The sequence below is a fragment of the Pseudomonas pseudonitroreducens genome (genome assembly GCF_021603645.1).
GTDB lineage: Bacteria > Pseudomonadota > Gammaproteobacteria > Pseudomonadales > Pseudomonadaceae > Pseudomonas > Pseudomonas pseudonitroreducens.
Genome location: NZ_BQHJ01000005.1, coordinates 347845 through 368891, shown reverse-complemented (window position 1 = coordinate 368891; position 21047 = coordinate 347845). Strand labels below are relative to the sequence as shown.

The following is a 21047-nucleotide window of genomic DNA, read 5'->3' as shown; positions in this document are numbered from 1 at the left end:
GCTCGACATGTCCGGCAAAGAACTCGACCTCGCCCTGCGCGTTCACGCAGATCTCACCCAAGGCAGCCAGGCCCTGGAGACCCTGAGCGAAACTATCGTCGGCGTCGGCGAGGGCGCGCAGCAGGCAAACAGCAAACTCGCTGAAACCAGCCGGGTCATCGATGACCTGGGCGCATCAGGTGCGAGCGCGAGCCAGCAGCTCGGCCAGGTCGGTGAGTCGGCCGAGCAGCAAGCCCAGCGGATCCAGGCGATGGTTGCCGCCAGCCTGCAGGCGCAGGCCGCCATCCAGGGAGCAGTGGCCACCAATCAACGCCTGGATGAGTCGCTGAAGGCAAACAACGCCAACTGGCAGGAATCGGCCGACTCCCAGACGGCCGCCATGAACGAGTACCACAACGCCGAGCGAGCACTTGCTGCCCAGGCCGTGGCGCAACAGCAGGCTGCAGAACAAGCTGCTGCTGCGGCCGAGGCCTTCGAAGAGCAGGAAGCCGCACTCGCCAAGCTGCTCGGCCAGATTGACCCGGTCGTCCGCGAGCTGGGACGCCTGGACCAGATGGAGGAGCAACTGCGCGGCTTCAAAGCTTCCGGCATCCTGGATCCGGAAGGCTTCGACATCTACAACGCCAAGGTCCAGGAGATGCGTTCGCGCCTGGGCGAATCGGCTGATGCCATGCAAGACTCGGCGGCCGCGACGAGAGAGCAGGAAGCGGCTCTGGCCCGCCTGCAGGGGCAGATCGATCCTGTCGTGCGCGAGCTGAATCGCCTGAACCAGATGGAGCAGCAGCTCCGGAGCTTCAAGGACTCCGGCCTCCTCGATCAGGCCGGCTTCGACTCCTACAACCGGAAGCTCCAGGAGCAGCGCAACCGCCTGACCGAGTCCTCTGAAGCGATGCGCACTGCCGGCATGACTGCTGGCCAGTACCGGCAAGCCATCCAGCTACTTCCTGCCCAGCTGACCGACGTGGCCACCAGTCTGGCGACCGGCATGCCGCTCTGGATGGTCGCCATCCAGCAAGGCGGACAGATCGTGGACAGCTTTGGTGGGGTCGGGAATTCGCTGAAACTCCTCGGCCAGCAGATCAAGGGTTTCTTCGGCATCACTTCCGCCGGCGGCAACGGCGTTTCCTCGCTGGGCGAAGAACTGGCAGTCCTTGCTGCTGAACAGGTGGCCGTCGCCAAGGGCTCTGCGCAGGCTGGCGAGAGCCTTTCGGACATGGCGGAGAGCGCCAACAACGTCGCCGAGGCTTCCAACAACGCCAAGGAAGGCGTGTCCTTCCTGCGCACCACCGGCGGCGGCCTGGCCATCGTCTTCACTCTGGCTGCCGCGGCAGCGGTTGCCCTTGCGCTGGCCTACAAGCAAGGCAGCGGTGAGGCCGATCAGCTCAACGAAAGCATCATTCTGACCGGCAACTATGCGGGCACCAGCGCCGGCCAGCTCCAGGGCATGGCGGCCTCGTTGGCGAAGGTCAACGGCACCCAGCATGAAGCGGTTGCTGCTCTCGCAGAGATCAACAGCACCGGCAAGTTCACGGTCGACCAGCTCCAGCAGGTCGGCACCACCGCCATTGCGATGCAGGACGCCACGGGCAAGGCGGTTTCCGACACAGTGGCCGAGTTCGTCAAGCTCGCTGACGATCCCGTCAAGGCAGTCCAGGACCTCAACAACAAGTACCACTTCCTGACTGCAGCGGTGTATGCCCAGATCACCGCGCTCTACCAGGAAGGCGACGCCCTCGGCGCATCGCAGGTGGCCATGGATGCCTACAGCAAGGCCATGGACGAGCGCGCCGCCAAGATCACCGACAACCTGGGGATCATCGAGAAGAGCTGGAAGGCGATCCAGGACGGCGCCAAGTCGGCCTGGGACGAAATGCTGGGCGTCGGCCGCTCGGAGTCGCCGGAGGAGCGCCTGCAGTCGCTCAATCAGGGCAAGAGCTTCGACCTCGGGAAGCTGGCTGCAAATGGCGCGGTCCTTGGACCTCTGGGCGCGGCATGGGAAGGCTATCAGCAGTACAAGAACATGACCCTCACCGACGGGGAGCGGGCGGCTCTTGCTGCACCTATTCAGCAGGAAATCGAGGCACGCGATGCCAAGGCCAGACAGGAAGGTGAACGCGCCCGGACAGAGCAGCAAGCGACGAAGGCACAGGGAGCGATGGATGGGCTTCTCGAGTCCGTCCGCACTAATAAAGAGAAGCGGGACAAGCTGAATAAGCAGCTTGATCGGGACCTCGAAGCCATTCGTAAGGCGTATCCGGAAGACGAGCGTCTCAAACCCGAGAACATCGCCAAAGCGCGGGAAGCGATCGACCAGAAGTACAAGGATCCCAAGCAGCCCAAGACTCCCACCACGCACCTGGACAACACCGATGTCACCGCGTCGAAGAACCAGCTGGAGCAGCTGCAGGCCGACTTCAAGAACTCCCAGGCCAACCTCGATGCGCAGCAGAAGGCCGGGCTGCTCTCCTATTCGGACTACGTTGCCAAGCGATCTGACCTGATTCGTCAGGAGAAGGACGCGGTCACCTCGGCCTACCAGCAGCAGATCGCTGCCCTGGAAGAGCTGCGGAACAAGAGCACCACCAACGCCTCGCAGCGTATCGACCTGGACCAGAAGATCGCCCAGTCGCGCAGCGACATGGTCAAGGCTCAGAAGAAGGCTGACTCCGACCTGTCTGTCCTGCTCACCAATGAGCAGGGGCGCCTTATAAAGGAAGCGCAGGCGGTCAAGACCTATACCGATGCCCTGCGGCAGCAGTACGACGCCCTGGTGCAGCAAGGTGCTCGCGCGGCCGCCTCGGTCGGCATGGGCGCGAACCAGCGCAACCTGTTCGAGCAGCAGAGCAACCTGGACGATCGCCTCGCGCAGCAGCGCCTGGAGCTGGCCAGCCAGTACGGTGACGGCGCCAGGGGCATGAGCCTGGACGAGTACAACGCCAAGGTCCAGGCACTGGAGAGCAACCACGCTGCTATGACGCAGCAGCTGCGGAGCAACTACGCCGAGCTGCAGGTCGCCCAGGCCGACTGGACGAATGGAGCCAGCGCCGCGTTCGCGGACTATGTCGACTCGGCCAACAACGCCGCGGGGCAGACCTACCAGCTCTTCAGCAACGCCTTCTCGGGGGTCGAGGACTCCATCGTCCAGCTGGTCACCACCGGCAAGGGGTCGTTCGACGACCTCCTGCTGACGGTCTCCCAGGACCTCGCTCGAATGGCAGTCCGTCAGCTCGAAGTGCAGGCAATGAGTGGCCTGATGGGCATGTTCGGGGGTGGCGGGGAAGAGAGCGGCGGTGCAGGCCTGACCACCGGGGCCGCAGCAGTCACCGCGTCTGCAGGAGCACTATCGATTGCGGGAGGGACGCTGCTCACCGGCGCCGCCGCGATCGAGGCTGCCGCGGTGTCGCTCGCGACTGCCAGTGCTGGCAGCTCATTGGGCGGTGGTTCCAGCACGGGTTCGGGTTCCAGCAGCTGGTTCAGCATGGCCGCCTCGGCTGTCGGCAGTTACTTCGGTGGCGGCTACGCGGAAGGTGGCCACGTGCGTGGGCCAGGCACTGATACCAGCGACTCAATCAATACGAAGCTCTCTAACTGGGAGTACGTCACGCGGGCAGCCGTCGTTCGGCAGCAGGGCGCTCTACCTTTCCTTGATGACTTCAATGCCCGAGGTATGGCAGCTCTAGCTGATTGGGCTCCCTACTACCATCACGCCACAGGTGGTCTGGCGGGTGTACCGGCTCCTGCAATGTCCGCCCCAACCATGCCTGGTGGTAAGCCCGCCGACCCTGCCGCCTCGATGAGCGCGACCCTCAAGAACAACCAGAACTTCTACCTCCTGGACGATCCGAATCGCATCCAGGACGTCGCGTTCAGCGATGCCGGCATCGAGAAGATGATGATCCGGATCTCGCGCGACCCGGCTCGCTTCCGTTCCGTCCTCAAGCTGGATTCCTAAACATGCCCAGTGCCATTGGCTACGTCGACAACACGGGCGGCACGCTCGCCCACTACAACATGCTCCAGCAGATCCGCGACTTCGCGGCCGCCAACGGCTGGACGATCCTTCGCTACAACACGGTGCCGGCGAATCGTGAGCTGATCATGAAGGCGCCAGGCTTGAGCGGCGAAGAGGACATCTATGTCGGATTCCGCACCTACCAGGACGCCTCCGCGGACTACTACAACCTGGTGGCGGCGGCGTTCACCGGTTACCTGTCGAGCAACACCTTCGACGCCCAGCCTGGGGCGATGCTGTCCGGGGTGCCATGCCACAACAACCGGGTGGATTACTGGCTGACCCTGAACGGCCAGCGCTTGGCTCTGGCAATGAAAGTGGGGACGCCGGTCTATGAATCGGTCTACCTGGGCAAGTTCCTGCCCTATGCGATGCCTGATCAGTACCCCTATCCAGTCATCGTCGCCGGAATGCTCAACGGCATCCCGGCGACTCGGTTTTCCGACACCGTTCACTCGATGCCATACAAAGGCACGCGTCCGAACATGCGCATGCGCTTCAACTCGGGAGCCTGGCTACAGCCGGATTGCTCACCCTGGATCGGTGGCGTGATCACTGGAGACACCACCCAGGCACGCGATACAGGAGGCATCTACGCCCTTACTCCAGTGGTGATGAGTGACGGCAACGGCATCTACGGAGAGCTGGATGGGGTCTTCCATATCTCGGGCTTTAACAACGCCGTGGAGAACACCTTGGTCATCGGCGGCGTTACCTACGTCGTGATCCAGGACGTGGGCCGCAATGGTTTCTCCGACTATTACGCCCTGAGGATGGACTGATGGCTTTCTATACCGGTTCCACCAACAGCTTCGCGGATCTGCGGACAGCGCTCTTCAGTGCCTGCGTGGCTGAAGGCTGGACGCTCACCGATGACGTACTGAGCAAGGGTGCAGCCTTCGTGAAGTGCACCACCAGCTCGGCCGACACAGGTACTCAGGGCATCGGCCTGGTACTTCAGGGCGCTACCGGCTACTCATCCGGCTCCCTGGTAAATCCGTCCCCTGTAACGCCGCGCCTGGGCACTCCATCGCGCGATACCACGCTGGCTTCATGGCCGATGGAGTACTTCATCCACATTTTCGACAATCCGGACGAGGTGTACCTGGTCGCCCGATACAACCTGGACTACTTCCTCTGGCTGGCCTTCGGCTTGTCCAGCGTCGCAGGACTGTCAGAATCGGGGCTCTGGACGACGGCCGTCAGCCGCCTCAAGCGGGGCCCCCAAGGCCCAGGAATCACCATCGGCCCGGTGAGCGGTGGCTCCAACGGGAGCGACAACCCGAACTATGGGTTTAGTGCGTCGGTCGGCGCCCCCTTCTGGAACACGGTTACCAACTTTGATGCGGGCTCGCACCAGGACGCGATTTGCTCAGGGATTGACGGCGTGCGCTGGCCATATCGCACTCTCCCTTTCTCCAGGGCCGTCGATAGCTTCCAGGCGGTGGAGCCTTCCTATCCGTTGATCTCGCGGAGCCCTTCAGCCTGGAACAGCGAGGCCATTTTGCTGCCGATCCAGGGCTACGTGTTCCGAGCCAGTAACAAGGCATCGCTGGTGGTCGACTTGGAGAACGCCCGCTATGTGCGAGTTGACAACTACGAGCCGGGCCAGATCATCACCCTTGGTTCTGATCGGTGGCGGATTTACCCCTTCTATCGGAAGAACACCGCCGCGCGTGATGGGGGCATGGGTATTGACCATAGTGGCACCTTCGGCTGGGCCATTCGCTATGACGGGCCCTGAACATGACAGCACTAACCGGCATCGTGGCTCTGTCGCCAGCAGGCGGCATCAACAATCCTTACCTCACCGAAGACATGCACGGCTTTGTGCTGGACTGGTGGCCACCGCATGAAAGCTTCCATGGTTCGCGCCCCCGAGGAACTCTGACCAGTAGCTGGCCGGTTGAGGCCAACGGTCGAGTCGTGAGCGCCCAGAAAGGCACAAGCTACAGCGATGACTTCTACCACCGGATCCATGTCAGGCCCCAGCAGGTGGCCTTGGGCAACGTGGCATCGGTTCAGACCACTCCGATCTATGTCTGGAATGCCTTCCTGGAGCCAAAGACCCTGGAGGCGATCGACGGCGTTGACGAAGGGCTGCTGGTCAGCGGCCAGGCCGAGCCGCCGCTGTTGTTCCAGGCATTGAAGGAACGCATCTGGCAGCTGAGCGTGACGCCTGACGGCCAGCCGGTGCTAGATGCCCGCGTGATCTGGAGCTTCGGCCCTGGAACAGGTGCAACCGTGAGGGTCACGGCGAACCGGATCATTGCCTGGAGCTTCGTGCCGGACTGGGGCGATAGCATCATCGAGCGGCTTAGCGCTTCGACCAACATTCTGCAGAGTGAGACCAACGTCGAGCAGCGGCGGGCCCTGCGCACTGTGCCGCGGCGGGAGTTTCAGGCGCAGATGTTCGCCGAGGATCGTGAGCGGCAGCTCCTCGATCTCGCGCTTTTCAGCTGGGGCGCGCGCACCTGGGCGATGCCTATCTGGCCCGACATCCAGCTTCTCCGTGTTGCGGCGTCTGCAGGGGAAAGCCGAATCACCTGCGATACCGAGTACCTGGACTTTCGCGTGGGCGGCATGGCGATGCTGCGCGGGGAGTCCGCCTTCAGCTACGAGGTTGTCCAGATCGAGGAGCTCGATGCCGGCGGCATCACCCTGAGCCGTCCACTCCAACAGAGCTGGAGAATCGGCTCGCGCCTTTATCCAGCGCGCTCGGCGCAACTTACCGAACAGCCACAGCTCACCCGCCTCACTGACCGGGCAAGCAGTGCTCAGGTCAGTTTCCTGCTGATGGATCTGACTGACTGGCCCTCAGTCATGCCCACCAGTAACTACCGTGGTTGGCCGGTGCTCGAGCAGCGGCCAGACGAGAGCCAGGACCTGACTCATACCTTTGCACGCCTCTTGCGCGCGTTGGATGGCGGCATGTCGCTGCCGCTCAACACCGACTTGGCTGGCCGGGCTTTCCCGGTCGTTGGCTGGCGGTGGCTGGAGATGGGGCGGGCCGAGCGCGCGGCGTTCCGGTCGCTCGTCATGGCTCTGAACGGCCAGCAAGCTGCAGTCTGGGTTCCTACCCATGCCGACGACATCACGCTGCTCTCCACCGTCAGCGATGCCGGCGTCACCCTGGATATCGCCAACATCGGCTACACCCGGTTTGGCCAGCTGGCGCCCGGTCGCAGGGACATTCGTATCGAGCTGGTCGATGGAGCAATCTTCTACCGCCGCATCATCAACTGCACCGAGACCAGCGCCGATGCCGAACGCCTGGCGATCGATATGGCACTGGGGCGAATAGTTGAGCCGAGGCAAGTCTCCCGGATCTGCTGGATGACGCTGGCCCGCTCCAATAGCGACGTGGTCGAGATCGAGCACATCACCGACAGCGAAGGCCTGGCCAGCTCGTCGCTTACCTTCAGAGGAGTCCGCGACGATGAGTTTTGACGTGCGCGAGCAGTCGCTGGCGCTGGGCAAGCCCATCCGCCTGTATGAGTTCAGCCGTGGTGTACTGCGCTGGAGCTACAACAGCAGCGATCGAGACGTGACCTATAACAACCAGGTCTTCAAGTCCGTCCAGGGAGGCTTGGTGGACTCCGGAATCATCCAGTCAGGCGATCCTGAGTCAGACCGACTCACCATCACTGGCCCGGCCGGGCTGGAGGTTGCACAGGTATACAGGGGGATGCCGCCCAGTGACGTCATCGAGCTGGAGATCTACGACGTCCACTGGCAGGACACCGAGGTGCTGACCGCCTGGGTGGGCCAGGTGACCTCGGTGAACTGGCCGAAGCTCGAATCGGTAACCGTGACCTGCACCAGCCTGGACACGTTGATGGATCAGCCAGGCCTCACCGACACCTACTCGCGCACCTGTACTGCGGTTCTTGGGGATGTCTGGTGCGGGGTGAATCTCGACGCCTACCGCGTGGAAGGTGCGATCCAGTCTATCGACGGGGCGAAGATCTCTGTCGGCGCCGCGGCCGGCTACACCGACGGCTACTTCACAGGTGGCTATGTCGAGTGGCCAGTCGACGGTGGCAACTTCGATCGGCGGCACATCGAGAAGCACCAGGGTCCCGATCTCACCATGCTGGCCGGCACAGCGGGCATCCCATCTGTCGGTGTCCTGCGGCTCTATCCGGGCTGCGACTTCCTGCCGACCACCTGCCGCGACAAGTTCAATAACGCCCAGCGCCTGCGCGCCATTCCGCAGCTACAGGGCTCATCTCCCTTTGATGGCAACCAGGTCTGGTGAGGTAAAGCACCATGTGGGTTCAGATCGTCATCATCATCGCGTCGTACATCATTTCGACAGCGCTGGCTCCCAAGCCCAAGTCCCCCAAGGCCCCAGCCTTTGAGGACTTCGATTTCCCTCTCAGCGAAGAAGGCGGCGAGAAGTCTGCGGTATTCGGACAATGCTGGACCCCGTCTTGGACCGTCCTGACGGTAGGCAATTACCGAACCAAGGCCATCCGCAGCAAAGGCGGCAAGAAATGATCGTAACAATCCAGCACCTGCATTCGGTACCGACCTGGACGGGGCGCCAAGGCTTCTGTCACTCAGCGGCACGAGACTTCTTCGCCCGACACAACCTGGACTGGCTGGATTTCGTCCGCAACGGCATTGACGAGAAGGTACTGGTAGCTACCGGCGATGCCCTGGCAATGATTCTCGTCGAGTATGCACGGGAGGTTGGTGATGGGGTCGAGTAACAAGTCTCAGACGGTCGGGCGCCGCTATATGTTCGACATCCATATGGGCCTGGGCCTTCCGCTGGACGAACTCTGTCAGATCCGCGCAAGCGGCAAGACGGCCTGGAAGGGATCAATCACCAGCAACGGCCAGATCACCATCGCTGCCGGAAACCTGTTTGGTGGTGATAAGGGCGAAGGCGGTATCGAGGGCACCCTGGATGTGATGTTCGGCGAAGAGGACCAGGTCCCAGTCTCCAAACTGACCTCGATGCTTTCGCAACTGGGTGGCGTGGTGCCTGCTTTTCGCGGCATCACTTCAGCTTTCTTCTCTGGCCTGGTTGCCTCAAACAACCCCTATCCCAAGGCCTGGGAGTTCCTCCGGCGAGGCGGAAACCGGCTGTGGTTGCCGGACAGCCCCTGGTATCCGGAAAAGCAGTTCATCTGGCTGGCGGACAACCAGATCAAGGCCATGAACCCGGCCCACATCCTTTTCCTGCTCTACACGGGCCAACGATTTGGCAAGCGCCCGCGAGCCCGTATGGACGATGCGTCCTGGCGCGCCGCCGCTGACACTCTCTACAGCGAGGGACTCGGCCTCTGCCTGGAGTGGAAGCGCAGCGATACCTTCAAGTCCTTCCGGGACACCGTCCTGGGGCACATCAGCGCCGAGGTCTACCTGAGTCGTCGCACTGGGCTGATCACCATCCGTCTGCTCCGGGACGACTATGACGTCGACAGCCTGCCACTGTTTGATGAAGAGAGTGGCCTGCTGGAGATCACCAAGGAAGAATCAGGTAGCAACGACAGCAGTAGCGTGCCAAGCGTCCTCTACGTGAAGTACGTCGACGCGATCGATGGTGAGACTAAGCAGGTCAAGGGCGTGAATAGTGCGGTCGCCAAACGTGATGGTGGCCAGTCTGCACAGACGATGGACTACGTTGGTGCGCCTACAGGTGACATCGCTGGCCGACTGTTGCAGCGGGACATGCGCCTCAAGACCTCGGGCCTGAAGCGCTTCAAGATCGTCCTCGATCGCCGCGGCCGCAACCTGGAGCCTGGTCAACCTTTTCGTATCCGTTCGCTTCGCCGCGGGATCGAGCAGATTGTGGTTCGAGTTGGACGTTACGAAGACGGGACGCTACTTGACGGTCGAATCACCGTCACAGCGCTCCAGGACGTCTTCAGCTTGCCGCTCACAAGCTTTATCGCAACACCGCCTGCAGGCTGGCTTCCGCCTGATCGTGAGCCCCATGCCATCACTCAGCGCCGCATTTTTGAGCTGCCCTACCGGGAGCTGGCGGGCGTGGTGGATCCGGCCAACCTTGCCAAGCTGGATGTGACTGCTGCGCTGATGACCGCTGTGGCGGCGGCCCCGACCTCGATGTCAGTGAGCTACACGCTGACCGACCGCGTTGGCACTTCGGGTGCCTTCGCCGATCGGGGAGAGGGCGACTGGTGTCCGACCGCGGTTCTTGCAGCGGCACTTCCGATCGGTGCTGGGCCATCTGTCGTAACGCTGGCGAGCGGTGATCGCATCGAGGAGGTCTTCGTCGGCCAGGCTGCCTTGATCGACAGCGAGATCGTCCGGGTGGATGCCATCAATTACAGCACCGGCGTAGTCACGCTTGCCCGTGGGTGCATCGACACGGTACCTGCCCAGCACGGCGCTGGCGCACGGATCTGGTTCTACGACAACTTCGAGAACGCCGATGAAACCGTGTACTCCAGCGGCGTTACACTTCAGGCGCAGCTGCTGACCAACACCGGCATCGGCCAACTGGACCCTAGTCTCGCCGGGACAGACAGCCTCACGCTCACCGGCCGGCAGGGGCGCCCCTATCCACCAGGGCAGTTCAAGCTGTCCGGCAACTACTACCCCACGGCTGTTGTCGGCGAGCTGATCCTCACAGGCGTGCATCGCGATCGCTTGCAGCAGGCGGACCAGTTGGTGGACACCACCGTCGGTGCCATCGGGCCCGAGAGTGGCACCACCTACAGTGCCCGGCTGGTTCGGGCTGACACCTTGGCTGAGCTGACCTCGGCCACTGGCATGTCTTCCCCCTCAGTGACGCTCTCCACGGGTTACGCCGGGGCGATCATTGCAGAGATGTGGTCTGTGCGGGGTGGGCTGCCCAGCGAGCAGCGCCAGCGACACCAGTTCGTATATACCCCGCCGAGCGTGGGGGAGCATCGCTACTGGCGGGTTTACATCTCGGCCGGTGAGAGCAGCTATGTGGGCTTCTGCGAGGTGCAGTTCCTCAACGCAGGTGTCAACCAGGCTACTGGTGGTACCCCGGCGGCGAGCAGCACATTCGCAGGCCTGTCGCCGGCAAACGCCTTTGATGGCAGCACCAGTACCGACTGGGCGAACAACAGTGGCTTCCCGGCTTGGCTTTCATATGACTTCGGCAGCCCGAAGCTGATCGACTCGGCGATGCTGCAGGCGCGCGCCTTCACCGGGCAGGGGCCGAAGACCTTCAAGATCCAGTACTCCGACGACAACTCAGCCTGGACCGACGCCCTGACGGTGGCCAGCGCACCGACATGGGGCTCTCTGGAGGCTCGCACCTACACGTTGTAGCGGTAGAGAGGGGCGACTGGCCGCCATGCGTCAACATGACGGTCAGCCGCCAACCTGCAGGACACAGCTGCAAGCCAGCCAAGGCCCCCCGCTCTCGCGAGAGCGCCGCGAGCCTAGCAAAATTGAAAAGGCTTTGCAGAGGATGAAAGAGATACGTTGCGGCGGGTGCAACCGCCTACTGGCCCGAGCGGGCCTGTTCGACCAGATCCAGATCAAGTGTCCTCGCTGCAGGACCTTGAATCACCTGAAGGCCGAGAGCCTCCTGCAAGCGCCGCCGAGCGCCTCATGCCGCCAGGAGGCATCATGTCCGCCCAACCCATCATCCCCTGGATAGGGGGCAAACGTCGGCTCGCTGACCGCATCTTCCCGCTGTTCCCTCGTCACTCCTGCTACGTGGAGCCGTTCGCAGGAGGAGCGGCTCTGTTCTTCCTCCGGCCGGTACCGGCCGAGGTCGAGGTCCTCAACGACGTCAACGGCGACCTGGTCAATCTGTACCGGGTTGTTCAGCACCACCTGGAGGAGTTCGTCCGCCAGTTCAAGTGGGCCCTCAGCTCGCGCCAGGTCTTCAAGTGGCTCCAGGAGACGCGCCCGGAAACGCTGACAGATATCCAGCGCGCCGCCAGGTTCTACTACCTGCAGCAGAGCGCCTTCGGCGGTCGTGTGGATGGGCAGAGCTACGGTACGGCTACCACTCAGCCGCCGGGTCTGAACTTGTTGCGGATCGAGGAAGCGCTCTCAGCCGCCCACCTGCGCTTGAGCAGTACCTATATCGAGCACCTGACCTGGCAGGACTGCCTGAAGCGCTACGACCGCGAGCACACCCTGTTCTACATGGACCCGCCGTACTGGGAGACAGAGGGCTATGGTGTGCCGTTCGGCTTCGAGCAGTACCTGGAGATGGCGGAGATGCTGAGGAAGCTAAAGGGGAAGGCGATCATCAGCCTGAACGACCATCCAGATATCCGGCGCTGCTTTGCCGACTACCACATCGAGGCGACGGACATCCGGTACACGGTCGGGGGTGGCAAGGGAAGTGATGCGAGGGAGGTGCTGATCTTCAGCTGGGATATCCAGGCGGAACCCGTCGGGCTATTCTGAAATTCCTTTTCCACCAATGAAAGGAACGCCGCGCTAGGTTTATCGCGCATCAGGGCGACGAATTTCGCGCGGCGCTACAATTGGCGACGACGGAATCAGCCGTCGAACGCCAATTTCTTCACCGCTCAGGACAGTCCCCTCTCCCTCTGGGAGAGGGTTAGGGTGAGGGAAAGCCCGACAGCCCAGAACCACCGAACAGAATCAGCCCGCCGCCAAGACGGCCGGCAAGCAACACGATGAGGACCGCGTGCAATGGCCTACCAACCCCAGGAAATCTTCTTCCGCTCCAGCGCCCCGGTAACGGTGGACGAAGACAAGTGCATCGCCGACAAGGGCTGCACCGTCTGCGTCGAGGTCTGCCCGATGGACCTGCTGGCGATCAACCCCGCCACCCAGAAGGCCTACATGGCCTTCGACGAATGCTGGTACTGCATGCCCTGCGAGAAGGACTGCCCGACCGGCGCGGTGCGTGTGGAGATTCCGTACCTCCTGCGCTGATCCAGCAGTCGCACCGGCTCCCGTAGGGCGCATAACGCGCCAGCGTTATCCGCCGTGCAGGAAGGAGCCGGCGGATAACCTGTTCCAGGTTATTCGCCCTACGGGGCTGCGCTGAACCGAACCTGTAGGAGCGAGCTTGCTCGCGAAGCAACTCCTGCGGCGAGGCTGTTCGCGAGCAAGCTCGCTCCTACAAAGGGCCCAATAAGAAACGCCATCCGGCCCCACCGCCGGACGCCTGATGCACCGCCCCTCGTTTCCCACCGCAAGGCCTGCGGCGGAGACGATTCCAACACTCATGATTCGAGGGGAACTCCCATGACCTTGCGCACCACCCTGGCCGGCCTCGCGCTCGCCATTGCCAGTATCACCGCCCACGGCGAGACCATCCGCGTCGCCATCGGCACCCAGGACACCACCATCAACTGCGCCGCCGGCGGCCTGCTGATCCGCGAACTCGGCCTGCTCGACAAGTACCTGCCGCACGACGGCAAGTACCAGGACGCGCAGTACGACGTGCAGTGGAAGAACTTCACCAGCGGCGCGCCGCTGACCAACGAGATGCTCGCCGGCAAGCTCGACTTCGGCGCCATGGCCGATTTCCCCGGCTCGCTCAACGGCGTCGCCCACGAGGCCGCCGGCAAGCGCAGCCTGTTCATCAGCGTGCTCTCGGGGAGCATCGAGGGCAGCGGCAACGGCATCGTCGTCCCGGCCTCGTCCAAGGTGCAATCGCTGGCCGAGCTCAAGGGCCAGACCATCTCCGTGCCCTTCGCCTCCACCGCCCACGGTCTGCTGCTGCGCGCCATCGCGGCGCAAGGCTGGGACCCGGAGAAAGACGTGACCATCATCGCGCAGCCACCGGAAGTCGCCGGCTCCGCGCTGCAGGCCAACAAGATCGCCGCCCACGCCGACTTCGTGCCCTTCGCCGAGCTGTTCGAAAGCCGTGGCATCGCCCGCAAGATCTACGACGGTTCCCAGGCCAAGGCGCCGACCTTCCATGGCGCGCTGGTGGAAGCCGACTACGCGCAGCAGTACCCGGAAATCGTCGAGGCCTACCTGCGCGCCACCTACGAAGCCAACCAACTGCTGGCGAAAGACCCGGAGAAATACAGCGAGCTGATCGAGAAGGTCGCCGGCATTCCCGCCGAAGTGAACTACCTGTTCCACGGCCCGCTCGGCCTGCAGACCCGCGACCTGACCTGGAAGCCCGAATACCGGCAGGCCGTCACCACCGCCATCGACACCCTGAAGCTGCTGAAGAAAGCCGACCGCGGCCTGAACGTCGAGCAGTTCGTCGACGACCGCTACATCCGCGCCGCCTTCAAGGCCTCCGGTGCCGACTACGACGCCGCGCTGAAGAACTACGCGCAGCAACCGTTGCTGGGTAACGACGCTCTGACCAACAAGCCGATCAGCGATACGCGCAAGGTCGCGCAGATCTGGGTGCGCGGCGAAGCGAAAGTGCGCAGCTATGCGACCGCCAGGGAAGCACTGGGGCAACTCGCCGAACTGAAGCAGCAAGGCAAGGACATCCGCGCGGTCTACGCCCAGGCCAGCGACAGCGGCATCAAGCTGCTGGCCAGCCAGGCCTGGTTCGTACGTGGCAAGGACGGCGCGCTGGACGCCTTCCTGCTGCACGAACAGGCCGACGCCTTCGCCCGCCAGCACGGTGGGGAAGTCGCCGACTTCGCCGCTGCCAGCCAGCAGGCGGTCGCCAGCCGCTGAGGTGCAGCCCCGGTGCCGCGCGCACCGGGGCTCGACGGAGAACGATGATGAACACCACCACCCTCACCCGCTGGAGCCTGCGCCTGGCCTCGCTGCTGGTCTGCCTGGCGTTCTGGCAGGTGCTCAGCGCGCGCCACGTGAACCTCGGCGTGGTCACCTTCGCCAACGTGCCCGGCCCGCGTGATGTGCTGGAAGCGGCCTGGAACCTGGCGCAGTCGAGCAAACTCGGCCGCCACCTGGGCAGCAGCCTGCTGCGGGTACTTGCCGGCTACCTGCTGGCGGCCTTCGCCGGCATCGCCCTGGGCCTGCTCATCGGCCGTGGCCGCTGGGCCCGCGACAGCCTGCTGCCGCCGCTGGAAGTGCTGCGGCCGATCCCGGCGGTGGCGTGGATACCGCTGGCGATCCTGATGTTCCCCAGCTCCGAGCTGTCGATGATCTTCATCACCTTCACCGGCGCGCTGTTCCCCATCCTGCTCAACACCATCCACGGCGTGGAAGCGGTCGACCCGCGCCTGCTCGCTTCCGCCCGCAGCCTCGGCGCCGGGCGCCTGGCGCTGCTGCGCGAAGTGGTGCTGCCGGGCGCGGCACCGAGCATCGTCACCGGCCTGGCCATCGGCATGGGCACCTCGTGGTTCTGCCTGGTGACCGCCGAGATGATCTCCGGGCAATGGGGCATCGGCTACTACACCTGGGAGTCCTACACCTTGCAGAACTACCCCGACATCGTCGTCGGCATGCTGCTGATCGGCGTGCTCGGCATGGCCAGCAGCCTGCTGGTGCGCCAGCTCGGCAGCCTCGTCACACCCTGGCAGCGCCAGGCCGGAGGCAAGCCATGACGCTGCCTGCCAGTGCGCCGGGGCGCGTGCGTGTCGATGGCCTGTCGATCCATCTCGGCAGCGGCCGCGACGCCTTCGAGGCCGTGCAGTCCCTGAGCTTCGCCATCGAGCCCGGCGAATTCGTCTGCGTGCTGGGCCCCTCCGGCTGCGGCAAGTCCACCCTGCTCGGAGCACTGGCCGGGCACTTGACGCCCAGCGCCGGAACGCTGGAAGTGGACGGTGCCAGCGTCGCCGGCCCCTCGCCCGAACGCGGCATGGTGTTCCAGCACCACACCCTGCTGCCCTGGCGGCGCGTGCGCGACAACGTCGCCTTCGGCCTGAAGATGCGCGGCGTGCCCCGCTCCGAACGCCATCGCCAGGCCGACGAGATGCTCCAGCTGGTCGGTCTGAACGGCTTCGCCGAACGCTGGCCCTCGCAGCTCTCCGGCGGCATGCAGCAGCGCGTGGAAATCGCCCGCGTGCTGATCAACCAGCCGCGCCTGCTACTGATGGACGAACCCTTCGGCGCCCTCGACGCGCAGACGCGGATGATGATGCAGGAACTGCTGCTGGACATCTGGACGCGCCTGCGCACCAGCGTGCTGTTCATCACCCACGACATCGACGAGGCGCTGTTCCTTGCCGACCGCATCCTGGTCATGAGTCCGCGCCCCGGACGCATCCTCGAAGACATCCGCCTCGACTTCCCACGCCCGCGCCACGCCGACCTGCTCACCAGCGCGGAATTTTCCCGGCTCAAGCGCCACTGTCTGGAACTGCTGCGCCACGAAGACGGCCGCCAGCTGCCACGCCTGACGCCCCTGGGCCTGCCCACTCCACAACGGATACCGCGATTCGCCATATGACTGCCTTCAATCACAGCACAGACAACCCCGACATCCTCGACCTGCAACCGCGTCTGCAGGACGCCGACGCCGGCGTGCGCCGCATCGCCCTGATCGAGCTGGCCGACCTCGAAGACCCTGACGGCCTGCCCTGGCTCGCCCACGCGCTGACCCACGACGCCGCCGCCAGCGTCCGCGCCGAAGCCGCACGCCTGCTGGAGGCCTGGGAGGAGCCGGAGGTCGTCGATGCCCTCTGCCAAGCCCTGGCCGACCGCGACGAAGACGTGCGTGAAGCTGCCGCCCAGAGCCTGAGCGAGCTGAAGACCAGCGAAGCCGGCGTGCGCCTGCTGCCCTGGGCTGCGCACAGCGATATCTTCGTCCGCCGCAGCGCTCTGCGCGCCTTGCGCGAACTGCGCCTGGAAGCCGCCGCCGAACCGGCGCTCACTGCGCTGCAGGACACTGATGCCGGCGTGCGCCGCGAAGCCGTGGGCATCCTCGGCTGGCTCAAACGCACCGACGCCCTGCCGCACCTGGCGCGCCTGACCCGCGACGACCCGGACGCCGAGGTCCGCCGCGCGGCCGCCGGCGCCCTGGGTCTGGCGATCGACGCCAGCGTGCTGCCAGCCTTGCAGGCCGCCCTGGCCGATACGGCCTGGCAAGTGCGCGAGGAAGCCGCCGGCACCCTCGGCAAGCTGGCCCTGCCCGAAGCCGGCGAAGCCCTGGTGCAGGCACTGGAAGACGACTTCTGGCAGGTTCGCCTGCGCGCCGCCCGTTCTCTGGGCAAGCTGCGCTACCTGCCGGCGCTGGAGGGTTTGAAGGTTGTGCTCGGCCACGGCATCAGCAACCTGCGCAAGGAAGCCGCGCTGGCCCTGGGCGAGCTGGGCAGCGGCGATGCCATCGACACCCTGCGCAACGCCGAGCAGGACGGCGACCCGGAAGTCCGCAAGGCCGTGCGCATCGCCCTCGCTCAACTCGGACAGCACACATGAACACGCCGGTCGCGCTGCATCGTTCCAGCGCCGACGGCGAACTGCGCATCCGCTGGGATGACGGCGTCGAGCAATGCATTGCCTTCACCCGCCTGCGCGGCGCCTGCCCCTGCTCGCAATGCCGGGCAGCGCGGCTGCACGGCCGCATCGAGCTGGTGCAGGCCGGCGTAGCCCTGCAACAGCTGAACCTGCAGGGCTACGGCGTGCAATTGGTGTTCGACGACGGCCATGACCGCGGGATCTACCCCTGGGACTATCTCCGCAGCCTGGCCTGAATCCGCACGGGCCGGCACACAGATGACGCGCTGCCGCATCCAATCTGGCGCGCAGGAACATGCCGCGCGGCGGCAGGATGATTAGCGTTCGCAGCATACCCACAAGAACGTCAACCACCGAGCGTCATTCATCATGCATCCATCGCTTTCGCAACGCGTCATCGCCATCACCGGAGCCTTCGGCAACCTCGGTGCAGCGCTGGCCAACCAGGCCGCCGCAGCCGGCGCACAGCTTGTGCTGATCGACCGGGCCGAAGCACCGCCCGCGGACTTCCGCGCGCCCGACGGCGCCCTGCTGCTGACCGCCATCGACCTCGCCTCGCTGGCCGACGCCCAGGCCGCAGCGCGCCGGATCGACGAGCGCTTCGGCCGGCTCGACGCGCTGGTGAACGTCGCCGGTGGCTTTGCCTGGCAGACTCTGGCCGAAGGCGATGTCGAGTGCTGGGATCGTCTCTACACCCTCAACCTGCGCACAGCCCTGTGCGCCTGCCAGGCGCTGCTGCCGCTGATTCGCCAGTCCGCCGCCGGGCGCATCGTCAACCTCGGCGCCGGCGCGGCCAGTCGCGCCGGTTTCGGCATGGGCGCCTACGCCGCCTCCAAGGCCGGCGTGCTGCGCCTGACCGAAAGCCTCGCCGAGGAGCTCAAGGACCAGGGCGTCACGGTCAACGCGGTGCTGCCGAGCATCATCGACACGCCGCAGAACCGCGCCGCCATGCCCGAGGCGGACTTCGGCCGCTGGGTCACGGCCGAACAACTGGCGGGGGTGATCCTCTTCCTGCTCAGCGATGCGGCCGCCGCCATCACCGGCGCCGGGATTCCGGTCAGCGGCCGCGTCTGAGCGTGCCGACGGACGCCGCTGGCTTCGGCGGCGCCCGACTTGCTAGATTGCACCCGCTCTCCAACCGGACCACCGGATCGCCCCACACGCCATGCATCCCGCCACCGCCAGCGCCGCCTTCGTCAACCACGTGCTGAACACCGCCGAGCAATACGGCTGTGACGGCGAACTGCTGCTGAACGAAATCGGCCTGCAGCGCGAACGCCTCGCCGACCCGATCCTGCGCATCCCTATGCACCAGCTGCGGGCCCTGCTGGAGCTGGCGGTGCGCATGAGCGGCCTGCCGCACTTCGGCCTGCTGGTGGGCGCAGCGGTTCGCCCCGGCAGCTACGGCGTGCTGGGGGCGGTATCAATGACCAGTGCGACGCTGGGCGAGTCCATGAGCATGATCCGGCGCTTCGGCAAGATCGTCTTCGACAGCCCGTCGAGCCAGACACATATCGTCATCGGCGACGGCCGGGTGCTGCTGGAGGACCAGCGCATCACCGAGCTGGAACCCTACTGCGCCTGCCAGCAGGACGCCGTGCTGGCGGGCTGGACGGCTTTCGGCCGCTGGCTGATCGGCAGCAGCGCAGCGCTGCTGGAAGTGCAGATGATTCACCCAGCGCAGGGCGACGCCGCTCTCTACGACGACTTCTTCGGCTGCCCCGTGCAGTTCAACGCCCCGCGCAACGCACTGGTTTTCCCCGAGGCGATGCTCGCCGCGCGCATCCAGGGCGCCGACCCGCGCACCCACAAGAGCCTGCTGCTGGAAGCGGACCTGCAGTTGGGCCGCTCCTACGCCCCATTCTCGGTGATCGGACGGCTGCGGGCGCTACTGATCGAGCACATGCCCGGGGGCGAAGTCAGCCTGGAGGGGCTGGCCAGCGAGCTGGCCATGTCGCCGCGAACCCTGCAGCGCAAGCTGGCCGCCGAAGGCGAAAGTTTCTCCCAGGTGCTGGAGACCATGCGCATGGAACTGGCCGACCATTACCTGCGGCGCACCGATTCCAGCGTCATGGAGATCGCCCTGATGCTCGGCTTCTCCCAGGCCAGCGCCTTCAGCCACGCCTTCCGCCAGTCCCGCGGCATCTCCCCGGCAGACTTCCGCAAGACCCTGCGCGCCGGCTGATCGCCCCGCCCTTTGTAGGAGCGAGCTTGCTCGCGAAGCGCTCTCCTGAGATGCCGTGCAAGGCTCGGCAGAACGTAGGGCGCATAACGCCCCAAGCGTTATCCGCCGGCCTGTTTGCCTTGTGTGCATGAACATCGGCGGATAACCGCAAGCGGTTATACGCCCTACGCGAGTCAACCCACCAAGCCGCTATACCGCGTCATCAATCCTCCGAATTCCGCGATGATTGACGTCACGCGACATGCGCACTGGCGCCCTGCATCACGCCCGCCCTGGCGCATCGCGTTAGCCTCCGTGCAACAAAAAAAGGAGGCAGAAACATGCCCAACATGATCGTCTACGCCGTGCCGGCGTTCCTTGTGCTGCTGCTGGTCGAACTGCTCTGGAGCGTCTGGCGGCGGCGCCAGACCTTCGCTCTCTCCGACAGCCTGTCGAGCGCGTCGCTGGGGCTCAGCGGCCAGGTGGTCAACCTGTTCGTGCGCGCCCTGAACTTCGGCATCTACCTGCTGGCCTACCAGTACCTGGCGCTGTTCGACCTCTCCACCTCGCAGTGGTGGGTCTGGGTCATCGGCCTGCTCGGCTACGACTTCTGCTACTACTGGCACCACCGCATGGGCCACGAGGTCAACCTGGTCTGGGCGTCCCACGTGGTGCACCACTCCAGCGAGGAATTCAATTACTCCACGGCGTTGCGCCAGACCAGCACGGGCTTCCTCACCAACTGGTTGTTCTATTGGCCGCTGGCGCTGATCGGCATTCCGCCGAGCGTGTTCATCGTCGCCGGCGCGGTGATCCTCGGCTACCAGTTCTGGATTCACACCCGCCACATCGGCAGCCTCGGCTGGTTCGACCAGTGCTTCGCCTCGCCGTCCAACCACCGCGTGCACCACGGCCAGAACGCCTACTGCGTGGACAAGAATTACGGCGGCGTGCTGATGCTCTGGGACCATCTGTTCGGCACCTTCGCCAAGGAGCGCCCGGCGTCGGAGGAGCCGATCATCTATGGCATCCACGGCCAGCTGAAAACCTTCGACCCGCTCAAGGCGAACCTCCACAAGTACCGTGACCTGCTCGCCGATGCCCGCCTGGCCGATAACTGGAAAGACCGAATTCGCGTCTGGTTCGCCCGCCCCGGCTGGCGTCCGGCTGCCGCCGAGCGCCTCGATCCGAAACCGCCCCACGACATCACTGCATTCCGCATCTATCGCCCGCGCATTTCCGCTGCAACGGCCTTCTATTGCCTGCTGCAGATGCTTCTGCTGATGGCGCTGGGCATGGGCTTCCTGGCCTTCGCCTACCAGTTGCCGCTGGCCTGGAAAGTCGTCGGTGCGCTGTGGATCATCGCCTCGCTGTGGGTACTCGGCCGCAGTCTGGAAGGCGCGCCTGGCAATGGCCGCTGGCAGTTGCTGTGGCTGTGTTCGCTGGCGATTCCGGCGGCCATCGGCCACCTGCAATGGGGCCTGCCGGTAGCCTGGGCAGTAGCGCTGTTCTGCGCCGCGACACTGACCCTGTTCGGCATGCTGCTGCGTTCGCTGCGCCAGTCCGCCACCCTGGAGGTGTGAG

The 21047-nt window shown here is 64.7% G+C and carries 19 protein-coding genes; all 19 read left to right on the top strand.

The window, feature by feature from the left end:
- Positions 1-7: 7 nt before the first annotated feature.
- Positions 8-3952 (top strand): phage tail tape measure protein, encoded by a 3945-nt coding sequence (locus L6D89_RS14685; protein WP_236200243.1) that lies wholly within the window; start codon positions 8-10, stop codon positions 3950-3952.
- A gap of 2 nt (positions 3953-3954) precedes the next feature.
- On the top strand, positions 3955-4794 hold the full coding sequence (locus L6D89_RS14680; RefSeq protein ID WP_236200242.1) for a hypothetical protein: 840 nt from the start codon (positions 3955-3957) through the stop codon (positions 4792-4794).
- Positions 4794-5756, top strand: coding sequence for a hypothetical protein (locus L6D89_RS14675; RefSeq protein ID WP_236200241.1), 963 nt, complete (start codon positions 4794-4796; stop codon positions 5754-5756). Before L6D89_RS14680 ends, L6D89_RS14675 begins: the two co-directional genes overlap by 1 nt.
- Positions 5757-5758: 2 nt before the next feature.
- Positions 5759-7462, top strand: a complete 1704-nt coding sequence (locus tag L6D89_RS14670) for a hypothetical protein (protein ID WP_236200240.1) — start codon at positions 5759-5761, stop codon at positions 7460-7462.
- On the top strand, positions 7452-8273 hold the full coding sequence (locus tag L6D89_RS14665) for a baseplate hub domain-containing protein (protein ID WP_236200239.1): 822 nt from the start codon (positions 7452-7454) through the stop codon (positions 8271-8273). Before L6D89_RS14670 ends, L6D89_RS14665 begins: the two co-directional genes overlap by 11 nt.
- Positions 8274-8284: 11 nt before the next feature.
- The gene (locus tag L6D89_RS14660) at positions 8285-8515 is read left to right on the top strand and encodes a hypothetical protein (RefSeq protein ID WP_236200238.1); all 231 of its coding nucleotides are present in this window, start codon (positions 8285-8287) and stop codon (positions 8513-8515) included.
- Positions 8512-8730 (top strand): hypothetical protein, encoded by a 219-nt coding sequence (locus L6D89_RS14655; RefSeq protein WP_236200237.1) that lies wholly within the window; start codon positions 8512-8514, stop codon positions 8728-8730. The genes L6D89_RS14660 and L6D89_RS14655 overlap by 4 nt, the downstream gene beginning before the upstream one ends.
- Before the next feature lie 28 nt (positions 8731-8758).
- The gene (locus tag L6D89_RS14650; protein ID WP_236200236.1) at positions 8759-11293 is read left to right on the top strand and encodes a discoidin domain-containing protein; all 2535 of its coding nucleotides are present in this window, start codon (positions 8759-8761) and stop codon (positions 11291-11293) included.
- Between the two features lie 25 nt (positions 11294-11318).
- A complete protein-coding gene (locus tag L6D89_RS32800; RefSeq protein WP_373874952.1) occupies positions 11319-11627 on the top strand; it encodes a Com family DNA-binding transcriptional regulator in 309 nt (102 codons plus the stop codon).
- A complete protein-coding gene (locus L6D89_RS14640) occupies positions 11597-12391 on the top strand; it encodes a DNA adenine methylase (RefSeq protein ID WP_236200234.1) in 795 nt (264 codons plus the stop codon). Before L6D89_RS32800 ends, L6D89_RS14640 begins: the two co-directional genes overlap by 31 nt.
- Positions 12392-12643: 252 nt before the next feature.
- On the top strand, positions 12644-12889 hold the full coding sequence (locus tag L6D89_RS14635; protein WP_024767017.1) for a 4Fe-4S dicluster domain-containing protein: 246 nt from the start codon (positions 12644-12646) through the stop codon (positions 12887-12889).
- A gap of 315 nt (positions 12890-13204) precedes the next feature.
- A complete protein-coding gene (locus L6D89_RS14630; protein WP_236200233.1) occupies positions 13205-14611 on the top strand; it encodes an ABC transporter substrate-binding protein in 1407 nt (468 codons plus the stop codon).
- A 47-nt stretch (positions 14612-14658) separates the two neighbouring features.
- The gene (locus tag L6D89_RS14625; protein WP_236200232.1) at positions 14659-15447 is read left to right on the top strand and encodes an ABC transporter permease; all 789 of its coding nucleotides are present in this window, start codon (positions 14659-14661) and stop codon (positions 15445-15447) included.
- On the top strand, positions 15444-16292 hold the full coding sequence (locus L6D89_RS14620; protein WP_236200231.1) for an ABC transporter ATP-binding protein: 849 nt from the start codon (positions 15444-15446) through the stop codon (positions 16290-16292). Before L6D89_RS14625 ends, L6D89_RS14620 begins: the two co-directional genes overlap by 4 nt.
- Positions 16289-17260: a HEAT repeat domain-containing protein gene (locus L6D89_RS14615; protein ID WP_236200230.1), complete on the top strand. Its 972-nt coding sequence runs from the start codon at positions 16289-16291 to the stop codon at positions 17258-17260. The genes L6D89_RS14620 and L6D89_RS14615 overlap by 4 nt, the downstream gene beginning before the upstream one ends.
- Entirely contained in the window at positions 17257-17535 is a 279-nt protein-coding gene (locus L6D89_RS14610) for a DUF971 domain-containing protein (protein ID WP_236200229.1), read from the top strand. The genes L6D89_RS14615 and L6D89_RS14610 overlap by 4 nt, the downstream gene beginning before the upstream one ends.
- Positions 17536-17668: 133 nt before the next feature.
- Positions 17669-18373: an SDR family NAD(P)-dependent oxidoreductase gene (locus tag L6D89_RS14605; RefSeq protein WP_236200228.1), complete on the top strand. Its 705-nt coding sequence runs from the start codon at positions 17669-17671 to the stop codon at positions 18371-18373.
- A gap of 91 nt (positions 18374-18464) precedes the next feature.
- Positions 18465-19484 (top strand): AraC family transcriptional regulator, encoded by a 1020-nt coding sequence (locus L6D89_RS14600; RefSeq protein WP_236200227.1) that lies wholly within the window; start codon positions 18465-18467, stop codon positions 19482-19484.
- Between the two features lie 320 nt (positions 19485-19804).
- On the top strand, positions 19805-21046 hold the full coding sequence (locus tag L6D89_RS14595) for a sterol desaturase family protein (protein WP_236200226.1): 1242 nt from the start codon (positions 19805-19807) through the stop codon (positions 21044-21046).
- Position 21047: the final 1 nt, after the last annotated feature.